At 40.2% G+C, this 14,973-nt stretch carries 15 protein-coding genes; 14 read left to right on the forward strand and 1 reads right to left on the reverse strand.

Features of this window, described 5'->3' with window-relative positions; all coding sequences use genetic code 11:
- The first annotated feature begins 209 nt into the window (after positions 1–209).
- The 14 genes from fabF (at position 210) to ylqF (ending at position 14,230) form a co-directional block, all read left to right on the forward strand.
- Positions 210–1,448: a beta-ketoacyl-ACP synthase II gene (gene fabF / locus AN619_RS00005; protein ID WP_068553813.1), complete on the forward strand. Its 1,239-nt coding sequence runs from the start codon at positions 210–212 to the stop codon at positions 1,446–1,448.
- A 331-nt stretch (positions 1,449–1,779) separates the two neighbouring features.
- Positions 1,780–2,490 carry a ribonuclease III gene (gene rnc / locus AN619_RS00010; protein ID WP_068553815.1) on the forward strand — a complete coding sequence of 237 codons (711 nt, stop codon included), beginning with the start codon at positions 1,780–1,782 and terminating at the stop codon, positions 2,488–2,490.
- A gap of 1 nt (position 2,491) precedes the next feature.
- Positions 2,492–3,571 carry an elongator complex protein 3 gene (locus AN619_RS00015; protein ID WP_068553817.1) on the forward strand — a complete coding sequence of 360 codons (1,080 nt, stop codon included), beginning with the start codon at positions 2,492–2,494 and terminating at the stop codon, positions 3,569–3,571.
- Between the two features lie 153 nt (positions 3,572–3,724).
- Positions 3,725–7,297 carry a chromosome segregation protein SMC gene (gene smc / locus AN619_RS00020; protein ID WP_198153195.1) on the forward strand — a complete coding sequence of 1,191 codons (3,573 nt, stop codon included), beginning with the start codon at positions 3,725–3,727 and terminating at the stop codon, positions 7,295–7,297.
- A gap of 16 nt (positions 7,298–7,313) precedes the next feature.
- On the forward strand, positions 7,314–8,471 hold the full coding sequence (gene ftsY, locus AN619_RS00025; protein WP_068553819.1) for a signal recognition particle-docking protein FtsY: 1,158 nt from the start codon (positions 7,314–7,316) through the stop codon (positions 8,469–8,471).
- A 127-nt stretch (positions 8,472–8,598) separates the two neighbouring features.
- A complete protein-coding gene (gene ylxM, locus AN619_RS00030) occupies positions 8,599–8,970 on the forward strand; it encodes a YlxM family DNA-binding protein (RefSeq protein ID WP_068553821.1) in 372 nt (123 codons plus the stop codon).
- A gap of 21 nt (positions 8,971–8,991) precedes the next feature.
- Positions 8,992–10,338, forward strand: coding sequence for a signal recognition particle protein (gene ffh, locus AN619_RS00035; RefSeq protein WP_068553823.1), 1,347 nt, complete (start codon positions 8,992–8,994; stop codon positions 10,336–10,338).
- 33 nt (positions 10,339–10,371) lie between these two features.
- Entirely contained in the window at positions 10,372–10,641 is a 270-nt protein-coding gene (gene rpsP / locus AN619_RS00040; protein WP_068553825.1) for a 30S ribosomal protein S16, read from the forward strand.
- 24 nt (positions 10,642–10,665) lie between these two features.
- Positions 10,666–10,896, forward strand: coding sequence for a KH domain-containing protein (locus AN619_RS00045; RefSeq protein ID WP_068553827.1), 231 nt, complete (start codon positions 10,666–10,668; stop codon positions 10,894–10,896).
- A 141-nt stretch (positions 10,897–11,037) separates the two neighbouring features.
- Positions 11,038–11,550 (forward strand): ribosome maturation factor RimM, encoded by a 513-nt coding sequence (gene rimM, locus AN619_RS00050; protein WP_068553829.1) that lies wholly within the window; start codon positions 11,038–11,040, stop codon positions 11,548–11,550.
- Positions 11,547–12,293, forward strand: a complete 747-nt coding sequence (gene trmD / locus AN619_RS00055) for a tRNA (guanosine(37)-N1)-methyltransferase TrmD (RefSeq protein ID WP_068553831.1) — start codon at positions 11,547–11,549, stop codon at positions 12,291–12,293. The genes rimM and trmD overlap by 4 nt, the downstream gene beginning before the upstream one ends.
- A 104-nt stretch (positions 12,294–12,397) precedes the next feature.
- Positions 12,398–12,742, forward strand: coding sequence for a 50S ribosomal protein L19 (gene rplS / locus AN619_RS00060; protein WP_068553833.1), 345 nt, complete (start codon positions 12,398–12,400; stop codon positions 12,740–12,742).
- A gap of 73 nt (positions 12,743–12,815) precedes the next feature.
- On the forward strand, positions 12,816–13,337 hold the full coding sequence (gene lepB / locus AN619_RS00065) for a signal peptidase I (protein WP_068553835.1): 522 nt from the start codon (positions 12,816–12,818) through the stop codon (positions 13,335–13,337).
- A gap of 17 nt (positions 13,338–13,354) precedes the next feature.
- Positions 13,355–14,230, forward strand: a complete 876-nt coding sequence (gene ylqF / locus AN619_RS00070; protein ID WP_068553837.1) for a ribosome biogenesis GTPase YlqF — start codon at positions 13,355–13,357, stop codon at positions 14,228–14,230.
- On the opposite strand, the gene AN619_RS00075 is transcribed toward ylqF, so the two are convergent.
- Entirely contained in the window at positions 14,227–14,769 is a 543-nt protein-coding gene (locus tag AN619_RS00075; protein ID WP_068553839.1) for a hypothetical protein, read from the reverse strand. The two genes, ylqF and AN619_RS00075, sit on opposite strands and share 4 nt — an antisense overlap.
- Between the last annotated feature and the right edge of the window lie 204 nt (positions 14,770–14,973).

Genomic DNA, 14,973 nt, shown 5'->3' on the forward strand with positions numbered 1-14,973 from the left:
GATTCACTACTCTAACTAAAAGGCTTTCTATGTGATATTAATCCTGATGAACCGCCGGATACGGGACCGTATGTCCGGTGGTGTGAGAGGACGGTAGATAAATTAATTATCTACCTCCTACTCGATTCCTAACATGCAATTTTGAATAGTCAGATTCAAATTCATATAGATGACTCAATTTTTGAGAGGAAATAAGGGAGGTTTTTTTATTGAAGAAGAGGGTTGTAGTTACAGGTATTGGAGCCATTACTCCCATCGGTATAGGCAAAGATGTATACTGGCAGGCTTTAAAATCGGGGGAGAGTGGAATCGACAGAATATCAAAATTTGATCCATTGAATTATGATACGCAAATTGCGGCTGAGGTAAAAGATTTTGATCCTAATCAGTATATGGACAAGAAAGAAGCAAAAAGAATGGATAGATTTACGCAATTTGCCGTAGCTGCATCCAAAATGGCTTTAGAGGATGCGGCAATTGATATAGAAAAAATAGATCCCTATCGATTCGGCGTTGTCCTGGGTTCGGGAATCGGCGGCATTGAAACCCTGGAAAAGGAGCATGAAAAACTGCTGACCAAGGGACCGGGAAGGGTGAGTCCTTTCTTCATTCCTATGATGATTTCCAACATCGGTGCGGGGCAGGTTTCCATGACCTTTGGGGCTAAGGGTCCCAATACGACGGTTGTAACCGCATGTGCCTCCTCGACGAATTCTATCGGAGAAGCCTTTAGAATTATTCAAAGAGGAGATGGGGATATTATGATTACAGGAGGAGCAGAAGCTTCTATAACACCTCTGTCCATTGCCGGCTTCTGTTCTATGAAGGCTATGTCTACAAGAAACGACGATCCAAAGGGGGCCAGCAGACCCTTTGATAAGGACCGGGACGGTTTTGTGATGGGAGAAGGTGCCGGTATCCTTATAATGGAGGAATTGGAACATGCATTGAAGCGTGGAGCACACATTTATGGAGAAATTGTGGGTTATGGCATGAGTGCCGATGCTTATCATATTACGGCGCCGGCACCGGAGGGGGAAGGTGCAGCCCGAGCGATGAAAAATGCCCTCATCGATGCCCAAATTCAACCGGAGGCCGTTGATTATATTAATGCCCATGGCACATCCACACCCTATAATGATAAATTTGAAACCATGGCGATTAAATCCGTATTTGGAGAGCACGCCTATCGATTGGCCGTAAGCTCAACAAAGTCCATGACCGGTCACCTTCTTGGGGCTGCGGGGGCCATTGAAGCCATTGCATGCATTATGGCCATCAATGATCATTTCCTGCCGCCAACGATCAATTATACAACGCCGGATCCGGAATGTGATTTGGATTATGTTCCAAACAAGGGTAGGGAAAGAGAGATAAACTATGCCCTTTCCAATTCCCTAGGATTTGGCGGACATAATGCATCTATTCTATTTAAAAAATATGAATAAAATATGAATTTATGGGAGGCTGCCATCGGTCTCCTTTGAGTTTATACACAAACCCTTGAGATTTGGCTTCCTGCTCAGACCTGCGCCGCTTTTCTAAATAAAAATTAAGGAAAAAAGCGGTTTGCTGATTCTCGACGAAGCCGAAATCTCAAGGGTTCTTGCCCATTACATTGCTTTTTCTATAGCTTGGGGAGACTGCCATCGGTCTTCCCTTTCTTGTGTGCCAGCAGTTTTTGTGCCTTTGGAATAATTCGCCTTTTAAAATAAGAAAAAAAGGTGTACAATAAATAATGGTAAAGCAAAAGACTTCGTTTTGATTTGGGAGGTACAAATGTACAGTAAAAATTACGGCAGCATGGAATGTCTAAAGGAATTAGAGATGAAATTAGGGTATCAATTTCATAATCGAAAGCTATTAAGTGAATCCCTTACCCACAGTTCCTATGCAAATGAGCACAAGAAAAAGCATATGAAATATAATGAAAGGCTGGAGTTTCTGGGGGATGCCGTATTGAGCATAGTGATTAGTGATTATTTGTATAATCATCTATCTACCCTTCAGGAAGGAGAGCTTACCAAGATCAGGGCAAGCATTGTTTGTGAGCCTTCCCTGGCCACTTGTTCCAAGAAAATGGATATTGGGAAATTTATTTTACTGGGCAAGGGAGAGGACGTTACAGGAGGCAGGGAGCGGGTCTCTATCTTGGCAGATACTTTTGAAGCAATTATTGGAGCGATTTATTTGGATGGAGGATTGGAAAAAGCAAAACATTTTATTCTGGAGAGTCTCAAGGATATCATTGATGATGCAATTCACGGCAGAATTCACCAAGATTATAAGACCCATCTGCAGGAACTGATACAAAGTGAGAATTCTGAGAAAATCACCTATGAAGTGATTGGTGAAGAAGGCCCCGACCATGACAAAGTCTTCCATGTCCATGTAAAAATTGGAGATAAAATTGTAGGAACAGGTTCAGGAAAAAGCAAAAAAGAGGCAGAACAAAATGCTGCGAAGGAAGCCTTAAAAGAGGTTTTATAACATGGGAAAAAATCATTATATTATTCCTATTTTTGTACCCCACCGGGGTTGTCCCTATGACTGCATATTTTGCAATCAGAAAAAAATTACCGGCCAGAACACGGATATTACAGCCAGGGAAGTAGAGGAGAAAATTAAACAATGGCTTTCTACCATGGCGAGTTCTAAGGAAAAACATGTAGAGATTGCGTTTTTTGGAGGAAGTTTTACAGGGATCGAAATCCAAAAACAGGAGGAATTGCTCTCTATTGCCTTCCAATGGAAAAGGAAAGGGCTGGTTCAGGATATCAGAATTTCCACAAGACCCGATTACATAAGCAGAGAAGTCATGGACTTTTTGATTGCCTATGGGGTTTCCATAATTGAACTGGGGGTCCAGTCCATGGATGAAGCCGTATTAAGGGCTAGCTGCCGCGGACATACACCCGATGATGTCATCCGGGCGGTGGAGATCATGGATGATTATGATGTGAAAATCGGTTTGCAGATGATGGTGGGCCTGCCAGGGGATACCTGGGAAACCATAAACTTTACGGCTGATGCCATCATATCCCTTCAACCGGATTTCGTAAGAATTTATCCTACGCTGGTTATCAAGAACACAATGCTTGAAAAAATGTATATGTCCGGCTTATATATGCCCCTTTCCTTGGAGGAGGCGGTGGATATTTGCAAAAGGCTGTTACTGAAATTCATGAAACATGATATTGCCGTGATACGGATTGGCTTGCAGCCTACAGAAGCAGTGACCATAGGAAAAGAGGTAGTGGCAGGTCCTTTCCATCCGGCTTTTCGGCAATTGGTGGAATCTGCAATCCTTCAGGATGCATTGGGAAGGTTTCTTACGAGACATCAGATCCACCACATTCCTTCTATGGAAATACAGGTCCATCCCCAACATATATCCAGTTTGGTAGGGCAGAAGAAAGAAAATATAGAATGGATGAGGAAACGATTTTTTATTTGGAAGATAAGGATTGTAGGAAATGCTGACTTGCCATTGGGAATGATGAGGATATTGGAGGGAAATCAAAGAACCTTGTCCTTGAATATAAGAGAATATATGGATCATATAATCTGAAACCTATCCTTCCTTTGGATAGGTTTCAGATTGCATGGTGATTTTCTCCATCAATTTTGCATTTTCCAAAAAGAGGATTTTGTGCTTATTTCAATATGGCTAGATATATGATAAAATTATTAGCAGCTATTATGCAAAAAAGAGGTGTTGGACTTGTACTTAAAAAAGGTTGAAATCAATGGTTTCAAATCATTTGCAGATAAAATAGAGATAGAGTTTGAAAAAGGTGTAACGGGCATTGTGGGGCCTAATGGAAGCGGAAAGAGCAATATATCCGATGCGATTCGATGGGTATTGGGAGAACAGAGCGCCAAAACCTTGAGGGGCAGCAAAATGGAGGATGTAATCTTTGCAGGGACAACCAATAGAAAACCCTTAGGAATGGCGGAAGTTTCCTTAACCTTGGATAATTCAGAAAAAAAGTTGCCCATTGATTATACGGAAGTGACGATCACAAGGAGGGTGTATCGATCCGGTGAAAGCGAATACTATATCAATAAATCCTTATGTCGTTTAAAAGACATCAAGGAAATATTCATGGATACAGGGGTAGGAATTGACGGATATTCTATTATTGGACAAGGCAGAATCGATGATATATTAAGCAACAAGTCAGAGGATAGGAGGCTTCTTTTTGAAGAAGCAGCCGGGATTGTAAAATATAAAACGAGAAAAGAAGAAGCAGAAAAAAAATTAGAAAATACAAAGCAAAACTTGACAAGAATTGATGATATCACCAGTGAGCTGGAGTCACGGATAGAACCTTTACGAATACAGAGCGAGAAGGCAAAGAAGTATAAGGCTTATAAAAGTGAATTGGCTGTTTTAGAGATCAATATGTTTGTAAAGGAATTGGAAGAGCTGAAGTTTAAAATCGAAACCATGAGGGAGCAGGAGCAAGTCATCGCTGATCAATTGAACAATTATCTCAGCAATAAAAAGGAAATAGAAGGAAAGTATAAAAATTTTAAAAGTCAGCTGGAAGAGATGGACCAATCGATTCAGTCCCTGCAAAATAATATTTTTGAAACAATGCATTCCATCGAACGAAAGGAAGGGGAGTTAGGACTTTGCAAGGAGAAAATCCTCCATACTGCCAACGACGTGGCCCGGCTGGATAGTGAAATTACGGAGATCGAAGGAAGCAGGGACATGCTTGCAAAACAGCTCAAAAACATGGAGCAGAATCTGTGGGAATTGGAAGATCTTATACAGAAGGAGCAAAAGGAACTTACATCCAAAACCATGGATTTTCAGAGAATCACCGGTGTTATAGAGCAGCAGGAAGAGGAGATGGAAAAATCCAAGGGGAATGTCATTGAGATACTAAACCAGATGGCGTCCAAAAAAAGTGAATTGAACAGTTTTATTACTCTCAATAGCAATATTATCAAACGACAAAATCAACTCCGAGAAGAAAAAACAAATCTCCATAGAAAAAAGGACATGATTTTGGGGAGTATGGAAGAAAAGGAGAAGGAGTTAGACAATATTGCTGGAACCCGCCAGTATCTGCTAAGATCAAAAAGTGAACTTCAACGGCAGGCGGAGGAATTTAAACATGCCATCGTTCAGGTGCAAAAAGAATATGACGCCACAAAACAAAAGATGCAACAAATTTTAACGAGAAAAAACCTGTTGCAGGAAATGCAAAAGGAATATGAAGGATTTCATAAAAGCGTGAAAAGTACCCTGATGGCAACAAGAAAAGATAAAGTTCTGGGTGCTGGCATCTATGGGGTGGTAGCAGAATTGATCGATGTTCCCAAAGACTACGAGATTGCCATCGAAGTGGCTTTGGGAAGCGCCATGCAAAATATCATTTGCCAGAGGGCCGAGGATGCCAATCGTGTCATTGGTTATTTGAAAAAGCACCATTTGGGAAGGGTAACTTTTTTGCCCATGGATATGATCAAAGGCAATGACCCATTGTCCAAAAATAAAAACAATTTCAAGCAATTTCCGGGAATTATCGGATACGCCGCAGATTTGGTAAACTATGCAGAAAAATATGCAGAGATATTCCATTACCTGCTAGGTAGAGTCATCATTGTGGATAAGATTGAAAATGGAATTCAATTTGCCGAAAAATGCGAATCCAAATATAGGATTGTTTCCTTAGAAGGAGATATCATTCATCCGGGGGGATCCATTACAGGAGGAAGCTATAGTTCTAAGACTTTGAATTTATTAAGCAGAAAAAGGGAAATTGAGGAATTGGGTCAAAGCTTGATACTGCTCCAGGAGCAGTGCAAACATGAAATAAAAAGGCTTGAAGAATATGAGAAGCAATTGCAGGACACCCTATTGGAAGTAAATGAACAGGATCAGTTGCTGAAGCAGAAAGAAATTGAGCATATCAACTGTGAAAATGCAGTCAAGCAGCTCAAAAGAGAAATAGAGGGTTACAAGGAGAATATACATCGCATCGACATAGAATTAGAACAGCTGGATAAAGATCGGGTGGAAACGGAAAAAGCCATAGAAGTCCAGACAATGGAAATCAGATTGTTAGAACAAAAACAGCAGGAAATACAGGACAGGGTTTCCCATAGCAAAAACTCCTATGAAGAAGAAAAAGTCCTCAGGGATCGCTTGAACAGTGAAGTAACAAACTTAAAGGTAAGCATAGCGGCTTTGGAACAAAAAAGGCAGAATTTGTTGTTAAATATTGAAAACTGCAAAGGGAAACTGCAAAGCCTAGAAGTTTCAAAACAGTCCAAAATAAAAGAGAAGGATATTTTGGAAAAAAACAAGGCCCATTATATGGAGCAGCTTGCCAGTCTGCAAATAGAGATCAAGGATATAGAGGTATTAAGGAAACAGTATGAATTTAACCTGTCCCAGCTCAAGGGCAAAAGGGGAGAAGTGGACAGGGCTTTTCGAAGTATGGAGGAACAGTTTGGCAGAATTAATGAAACGATTGCTGAGTTGCAGGATAGTATCCATAAGCTTGAGATAAAGCTGGCACGGCTGGAAATGCAACAAGAGTCCTGCTGCAACAGGCTATGGGAAGATTATGAGATTACCTATGGGGAGGCCTTAAAGTATAAAAAGGAAGATATGAATTTTACAGAGGCTTCCAAACAGATAAAGAGCTTGAAAGAACAGATGAAAAATCTGGGGAATGTGAATTTGAATGCTATCGAAGAATATGAGGAAGTCCTGGAAAGGTATGAGTTTCTATCCATACAAAAAGAAGACCTGATCCAAGCCAAAGATTCTCTTCATAAGGTAATTAAAGAAATGGAAGGCACCATGAAGACGCAGTTTATGGAGTATTTCCAAAAAATTAAGGAGAATTTTGATCAGGTATTTAAAAAGCTATTCGGAGGAGGCCGAGCAGAACTAAAGTTAGAAGATGAGAATGACATTCTTCATACGGGAATTGAAATTATTGCCCAGCCCCCCGGAAAAAAACTGCAGCATTTGTCTCTGCTATCGGGAGGAGAAAGGGCTTTGACGGCGATTGCATTGTTGTTCTCCATTTTGATGGTAAAACCTACGCCATTTTGTGTCTTGGATGAGATAGAGGCTGCCCTTGATGAAGCCAATGTATATCGTTATGCCAGCTTTTTACGGGAATTTTCTAAGGATACCCAGTTTATCGTTGTTACCCATAGAAAAGGAACCATGGAATCCGTGGATGCCCTCTATGGCGTAACCATGCAGGAACAGGGGGTATCTAAATTGGTTTCTGTAAAACTTACAGAGAAAGCAAGCTAAAATTGGAGGGATCGACATGTTGAAAAAATGGATTTCAAAGTTGAAAAAAGAGCAAAATGAAGAAAAAGAAGACAGAAAGGAAATAGTGCAACAGGAAGGAATGGACGAATTTACGGCAGAATCCCATGAAGGATGTGAAAAAGTATGGGAGGGAGAAGAGATGTTATGTGGGGAAGAGATAGATGGGGAGAAAGAAATTGAGGAAATACCTGTAGAAAAGGAGTTATGGCCGGAAGAAGAGCCTGTAAGAGAAAAAACAGGTTTTTTTGCGAAATTGAAGGAAGGCTTGACAAAAACACGCCAGGGAATTACTGCGAAAGTAGACCAGGTATTAAAGGCATATAAGAAAGTGGATGAAGAGCTTTTTGAAGAAATCGAAGAGATTCTAATTACTGCTGATGTGGGTGTAAGCACAACGATGGCAATTATTGATAAACTAAGGAGCCAGGCTAAGGAAAGAAAAATTTCGGAAGCTAGGGATTTGAGAAGTCTCTTAAAGGAGATATTGTGGGAGACATTGGATCTGAATAAATCCCATGCATTGCATATGGATCCCCTGCCTGCAATTATTTTAGTCGTAGGAGTGAATGGCGTAGGGAAAACCACCTCCATCGGAAAGCTTGCCCATAAATTAAAAAGTGAAGGAAAAAAAGTACTTTTGGCTGCCGGAGATACTTTTAGAGCGGCTGCCATTGATCAGCTGGAGATTTGGGGCAATCGGGTAGGCGTGGATGTCATCAAGCACCAAGAAGGTTCCGATCCGGCAGCAGTGATTTACGATGCCATCCAAGCTGCCAAAGCTCGAAAAATTGATGTGCTGATCTGTGATACGGCAGGAAGGCTGCACAATAAAACCAATTTAATGAATGAGCTGGGCAAGGTTCGCAAGATTGTGGAGAGAGAATATGGAGAAGCCTCAAAAGAAATTCTGCTGGTATTGGATGCTACCACAGGGCAAAATGCAATACAGCAAGCCAAAATATTTAATGATGCTGTGGATGTCAGCGGAATTGTACTGACAAAATTGGATGGTACGGCAAAAGGCGGTGTAATTCTTGGAATTTCCTCGGAATTGAATATCCCGGTAAAGTTGATTGGTGTAGGAGAAGGCATGAATGATCTCCAAGAATTTAAACCAAAAGAATTCGTGAATGCTTTGTTCGGAGAAGAATAAAAAAGGCTTTTTTGGCATTATTGCTTTTTTGATGTGAAAAAAGGATTGACAAGTGCATCATTCTAGTATAGAATACATCTGTAAAGGATAAAACCTTTACAGATGTGTCTTTTGAGGGAGTGTTACAATGTTTGATAAAATACTCCGAATCAGTCTGCTATATGATTTCTATGGACAGTTATTGACGGAAAAACAGCAGGAGATCATACAGTTGTACTATAGTCACGATCTGTCATTAGGCGAGATCTCCGAACAATTGGGTGTGAGTCGGCAGGCTGTGTATGACACAATCAAGAGAACAGAGAAAATTTTATTTGAATACGAGGAAAAGTTAGGTTTAGTCCAAAAATTTGCTGCAACAAATGAACGTGTTGAAAAAATTGTGAAAATCGTTGAAGAAATAGAAAAGAATAAGCACTTGATCAAATCGAAACCTGATTATGTTATAGAGGAAATGGCCAAGATTAAGAAAATAGCCAATGAAATTTTAGAAAAATAGTCACCCTGGGGAGGTGAAACAATGGTTTTTGAAGGATTGGCGGAAAAGCTTCAAGGAGCTTTGCAGAAATTGAAAAGTAAGGGAAAGCTTACAGACAAAGATGTGAAAGATGCCATGCGGGAAGTAAAACTGGCATTGTTGGAAGCAGATGTAAATTTCAAAGTAGTAAAAGATTTTATAGATAAAGTGAAAGACAGGGCTGTGGGCCATGAAGTGATGGAAAGTTTAACGCCTGGTCAGCAAGTGATTAAAATTGTTCATGAAGAGCTGACGGCCTTGATGGGTACTACCCAAAGCAAATTGAATTTTTCTCCTAAGGCACCTACGGTGATTATGCTGGTAGGATTGCAGGGAGCTGGTAAGACCACCACAGGAGGCAAGCTTGGCGGTTATTTAAAGAAGATGGGCAAAAGACCCCTGTTGATTGCGGGGGATATATACAGACCTGCGGCAATCAAACAGCTTCAAGTGGTAGGGGCACAGTTGGATATACCTGTGTTTTCCATGGGAGACAAGGTGAGTCCGGTGCATATTGCCAAGGCAGGTATTGAGCATGCGAACAAGCATGGGAATGATGTGGTCATTATCGATACGGCCGGTCGATTGCATATTGACGAAAATTTGATGGAAGAACTGGAAAATATCAAGAAGGAAGTAGTACCCCATGAAATCTTATTGGTAGTAGACGCCATGACAGGGCAGGATGCCGTAAATGTGGCGGAAACATTCAATCACCGCTTAGGGATAGATGGGGTTATCCTGACAAAGCTGGATGGAGATACGCGGGGTGGTGCTGCCTTATCTGTAAGGGCTGTTGCCCAGAAGCCCATCAAGTTTGTGGGAATGGGTGAAAAACTAAGTGAATTGGAACCCTTCTATCCTGATCGCATGGCTTCGAGAATTCTTGGCATGGGTGATGTGCTGAGCCTCATCGAAAAAGCACAAGCCAGTTTTGACGAGAAAAAGGCAAGGGAGCTGGAAAAAAAGATCAGAACCCAGGAATTTACCTTTGAGGATTTCTTGGAACAACTGCAGCAGATGAAAAAGATGGGACCTTTAAGCCAGCTTCTTGAGATGATTCCAGGAGCCAATACAAAACAATTAAAAAATTTAGAGATGAATGACAAAGAATTGATACACATAGAAGCCATGATTCGTTCCATGACCATTGAGGAGAGAAGAAATCCATCCATTATCAATGGCAGCAGAAGAAAAAGGATTGCCCAGGGAAGTGGCATGACCGTGCAAAAGGTGAATAATTTGTTAAAGCAGTTCGAGCAAACCAAAAAGATGATGAAGCAGTTTGCAGACATGGAAAAGAGTATGAAAAAGGGTGGAAAAATGAAATTTCCATTCTTTGGAAAATAAGTTTACATGATATTTTCAAAGGAGGTGAATACAATGGCAGTAAAGATCAGATTAAAAAGAATGGGAGCTAAGAAGAAGCCTTTCTATAGACTTGTAGTTGCAGATTCTCGTTCACCAAGAGATGGAAGATTTATTGAAGAGGTTGGATTCTACAACCCTGTTGCTGATCCGGTAGAAGTGAGAATAGACGATGAAAAGGCTATCAAATGGTTAAAAAATGGTGCTCAACCTACGGATACAGTAAGAGATCTATTTAAAAAATATGGTGTTTTAGAGAAGTTTGAGCAGTCTAAGAAAGCATAGAAAAGCTTTCGGGGGGTGTAATCAATGGGTGAATTGGTAAAAGTAATTGCGAAAGCGTTAGTAGACAACCCAGATGAAGTAGTTGTTACAGAAATTGAAGGAACACAATCACTAATTATTGAGCTGAAGGTTTCTCCGGAAGATATGGGGAAAGTCATAGGAAAACAAGGTAGAATTGCAAAGGCTATCCGAACCGTGGTGAAAGCTGCAGCTACTAAGGAAAATAAGCGAGTGGTGGTTGAGATAATTCAATAAAACCTATAAGAGGATTAGGATTTCCTAATCCTCTTATAATATAGACAGGGTATACTCCTGTGGGATATGGCAAATAATGAAAACAAGGACGAATGATGACTGCGTGTCTAGTAAGATATGGATTTAGGCAGGTGAATAAACGTGGAAAAACTGCTGAAGGTAGGACAAATCGTTAATACCCAAGGAATCAGAGGGGAAGTGCGTGTCTATCCCCTTACCGATTATAAAGAGCGTTTTGAGGAATTGGAATGGGTCTATATGGATGCGAATACAAAGGAAAAATTTTTTATTGAAAGGGTAAGATATAAAAACAACCTTGTCATATTAAAGCTAAAAGGTATTGATGATATCAATGTGGCAGAAAAATATAAAAATAAATATATCACCATCAGCCGAGAAAATGCCAGGAAATTGCCGGAGGATACCTATTTTATTACGGATTTGGTGGGTTTAAAGGTTTATTCTGAGGAAAACGAGTTGATTGGCATCATGAAGAATGTAATTCAATCGGCGGGGAATGACATCTATGAGGTTGTTTCTGATAAGGACCCTAAGAAAACCATCCTGATCCCGGCGGTAGGGGAGTTCATCAAAGAAGTCAACCTGGATAAAGGGATGATCATTGTGAAAATCATTGAGGGTTTGATCGAATGAGAATAGACATATTGACACTATTTCCGGAAATGTTTCGGGCAACCTTAGGGGAAAGCATCATCGGCAGGGCAAGGGAGAAGGGAATTCTGGATATACATCTTGTGAATATCCGGGATTATGCCCAAAATAAGCATAAACAGGTGGATGATTATCCCTATGGCGGAGGAGCGGGGATGGTGATGCAGCCACAACCGATATTTTCTGCCCTGGAGGCCATGGAAGCCCAAGGATGCAAAATCATATATATGTCTCCCAAGGGAAAAACTTTCCACCAAGGGATGGCCGTGGAACTGGCGAAGGAGGAAAGATTGATTTTTCTATGTGGGCATTATGAGGGCGTGGATCAAAGGGTAATTGATTACTGGGTAACCGATGAAATTTCCATTGGTGATTATGTGCTGACCGGTGGAGAATTGCCTGCGATGGTGGTCATTGATGCTGTGGCAAGGATGCTCCCGGGTGTTTTAGGACAGGCAGAGTCCTTTATGGATGAATCCTTTTATTCGGGATTGTTGGAATATCCCCAGTATACAAGGCCCAGTGAATTTCGTGGATTGAAAGTTCCTGATGTGCTGCTGTCGGGAAATCACAAATTGATTGAACAGTGGCGAAAAGAAGAGGCTTTGAGAATTACGATGAAAAATCGTCCTGATCTCATAATAAAGTATATGGAAAAAAAGGATTTGAGCAAAGAGGAAAGAAAAATCATTGAAGCATTGGAAAAGGATTGCATTGCAAAATAATGGTTGTTTTGCAATAGGATATATGCTATAATTGTTTGTGGCAATACGGACGGTCCTCTATTCGGTATGGGATATGAACGTCTAGGAAGGAAGGAGGGACAACCATGGATATCATCAGAGCAATTGAGCAAGAACAAATGAAATCTGATATTCCTGCTTTTAATATCGGTGACACTGTAAAGGTTCACTTAAAGGTAAAAGAAGGTAACAGAGAAAGAATTCAGGTCTTTGAAGGTGTTGTTCTTAAAAGACAAAATGGTGGTTTAAGAGAAACTTTCACTGTCAGAAGAATTTCTTACGGTGTAGGTGTTGAAAGAACATTACCGCTGCACTCGCCTAAGATTGAAAAAATCGAAGTTGTCAGAAAAGGCAAAGTCAGAAGAGCGAAGCTTAACTATCTTCGTGAAAGAACAGGAAAAGCAGCTAAGGTTAAAGAAAAAATGTTTTAATTTCAAAGGGACTGGTCACAGTCCCTTTGTCAATATCAGGCACTGGAAATGTGCCGGTATTTGAGGTGAATCAATGGAGAACGGGAATAAAGCAATGCGGGAATGGCTTGAGGCCATAGGAATCGCTCTCCTTCTGGCGATATTGATCAAAACCTTTGTTGTGGATACGATTCAGGTGGACGGAAATTCCATGATCCCCACCCTTCGACATCATGACCGTCTCATCATGAATAAGTTTGAATATAGAATGCAAAAACCGGAAAAAGGAGAGATCGTAGTATTTCAGTATCCCCATGACAGGACCTATTATTTTATCAAAAGGGTAATTGCTGTGGAGGGCGATACGGTGGAAATTGCAAATGGAGAAGTGATTGTGAATGGGCAAGTCCTAAAGGAACCTTATATTTTAGAAAAAACTTTAGGAGATTTCAGCAAAAGACTGGTGCCAAAAGATACCATCTTTGTTCTGGGAGATAATAGGAATAATAGTAAAGACAGCAGGTTTAAAGATGTAGGTCCGGTTTCCCTAAAACTTGTGAAGGGAAGAGCCGTTTTTCGAATTTGGCCCTTTCGCAGTTTGGGAAAAATCATGTAAAATGTGTGGTGATAAGTATGCATATCAATTGGTATCCCGGGCATATGAAAAAAACGAAAGAATTGATAAAGGAAAACTTAAAATTGGTGGATGTTGTGATTGAGCTGTTGGATGCGAGGATTCCCATCAGCAGCAGAAATCCCCAGATCGATGAGATTGTGGAAAACAAGCCAAGGGTGGTTGTATTGAATAAAAGTGATTTGGCAGATTCAAGAATAACCGATCAGTGGATCATGTATTTTCAAAAACATCATAGCAAAGCAGTAGCGGTAAATTCATTAAATGGAGAGGGATTGGACAAACTGATCGGAGAAGTTCAAGAAGCGGCTAAGGAAAAAATCCAAAAGCTGGTTCAAAAGGGTATGAGACCCCGACCTGTTCGTGCGATGATTGTGGGTGTGCCTAATGTAGGAAAATCTTCCATTATTAACCGATTGGCCGGGAAAAAAAGTGCAAAGACAGGGGACCGACCCGGTGTGACCAAAGGGAAACAATGGGTTCGATTAAAAGGAAATATTGAACTTTTAGATACTCCGGGGATTTTATGGCCCAAATTCGAGGATCAGGAAGTGGGATACAAGCTGGCCTTTACCGGGGCGATCAAAGATGAAATTTTGGATATAGAAACCGTTGCCCTACGGCTTCTCCAATACCTTTGCCATACATATCCTCAATGCATAAAAGGGCGTTATCAATTGAACGATTTAGAAGATGACCCTTTGAAGAATATGGAAAATATTGCCCTAAGGCGAGGCTGTATTTTTTCCGGAGGAAGGATAGATTACGGAAGAGCGGCAAATATAATTTTGGATGAATTTAGGAGCGGAAAGATCGGACATATTACCTTGGAAAAACCGGATCATTTGGAAGGCACTATTTCTGAACGTTCTTAATTGCATGTACTTAGTATGTTTTGAATGGATTCTCTTATTGATAATATTTGTTCCTGTGACAGCAGTAAATATTTACTGCTGTCCATCTTTTTCATAGTGCTTATCAAATGATCTAGCAAAGCCGCTAATTCTTCTAAACAATTTATGTTTTTTATACTTATCTCTTCTTGTTTCTGTATTTTATTATTTAATTTCAGGACCATACTATAAATATCATTATTTAAGAGTTCCCATATTCTTCTGGACTTTGCATCTATTGGAGGTTTCATTGTTGATACATAAGCAGCTATATCCTTTTCAGCCTTTCTAAAACAGTTTTTTATATATCTGATATCCATACTTTCTAGCCTTTCCTTCTTTGTCTCATTTTTTATCCTGTTGTTTAATAGTTCCAATGATTGTACAACGGACATATACCTGTAAGTATAATCACTTTTCGTTTCATCTCTGTCTAGATATGAAGGTAGTTGATATGCAATGACTCCAATGATAAAAACAATGCTAAAAGCTATAATCTTATTCATTTTCAAATATTTCAATCTCATTCCCTCCCTATTGAACAATGACAGATATTATTGAGTGGTGCATTGATTTATTTATAGAATAACATGTATATTATACCACTTTACAAGTTTGACTAAGCTACCTGATCTTTGTCAAGGAAGCTCTGCACAGCTTCTTTAACGGTTGAATAAATTTTGGCACTTTCGAAGCTGGATACGAAAGTATCAAATATTAATTCT

The sequence above is a fragment of the Thermotalea metallivorans genome (assembly GCF_001562415.1).
Classification (GTDB): domain Bacteria; phylum Bacillota; class Clostridia; order Peptostreptococcales; family Thermotaleaceae; genus Thermotalea; species Thermotalea metallivorans.

Bases quoted from the DNA above. Each gene is read 5' to 3' on its own strand.
- rplS (WP_068553833.1), top strand. From the start codon at position 12,398: ATGGATATCATCAGAGCAATTGAGCAAGAACAAATGAAATCTGATATT.
- ylqF (WP_068553837.1), top strand. From the start codon at position 13,355: ATGCATATCAATTGGTATCCCGGGCATATGAAAAAAACGAAAGAATTG.
- AN619_RS00015 (WP_068553817.1), top strand. From the start codon at position 2,492: ATGGGAAAAAATCATTATATTATTCCTATTTTTGTACCCCACCGGGGT.
- ffh (WP_068553823.1), top strand. From the start codon at position 8,992: ATGGTTTTTGAAGGATTGGCGGAAAAGCTTCAAGGAGCTTTGCAGAAA.
- ylxM (WP_068553821.1), top strand. From the start codon at position 8,599: ATGTTTGATAAAATACTCCGAATCAGTCTGCTATATGATTTCTATGGA.
- AN619_RS00045 (WP_068553827.1), top strand. From the start codon at position 10,666: ATGGGTGAATTGGTAAAAGTAATTGCGAAAGCGTTAGTAGACAACCCA.
- rnc (WP_068553815.1), top strand. From the start codon at position 1,780: ATGTACAGTAAAAATTACGGCAGCATGGAATGTCTAAAGGAATTAGAG.
- ftsY (WP_068553819.1), top strand. From the start codon at position 7,314: ATGTTGAAAAAATGGATTTCAAAGTTGAAAAAAGAGCAAAATGAAGAA.
- rpsP (WP_068553825.1), top strand. From the start codon at position 10,372: ATGGCAGTAAAGATCAGATTAAAAAGAATGGGAGCTAAGAAGAAGCCT.
- trmD (WP_068553831.1), top strand. From the start codon at position 11,547: ATGAGAATAGACATATTGACACTATTTCCGGAAATGTTTCGGGCAACC.
- lepB (WP_068553835.1), top strand. From the start codon at position 12,816: ATGGAGAACGGGAATAAAGCAATGCGGGAATGGCTTGAGGCCATAGGA.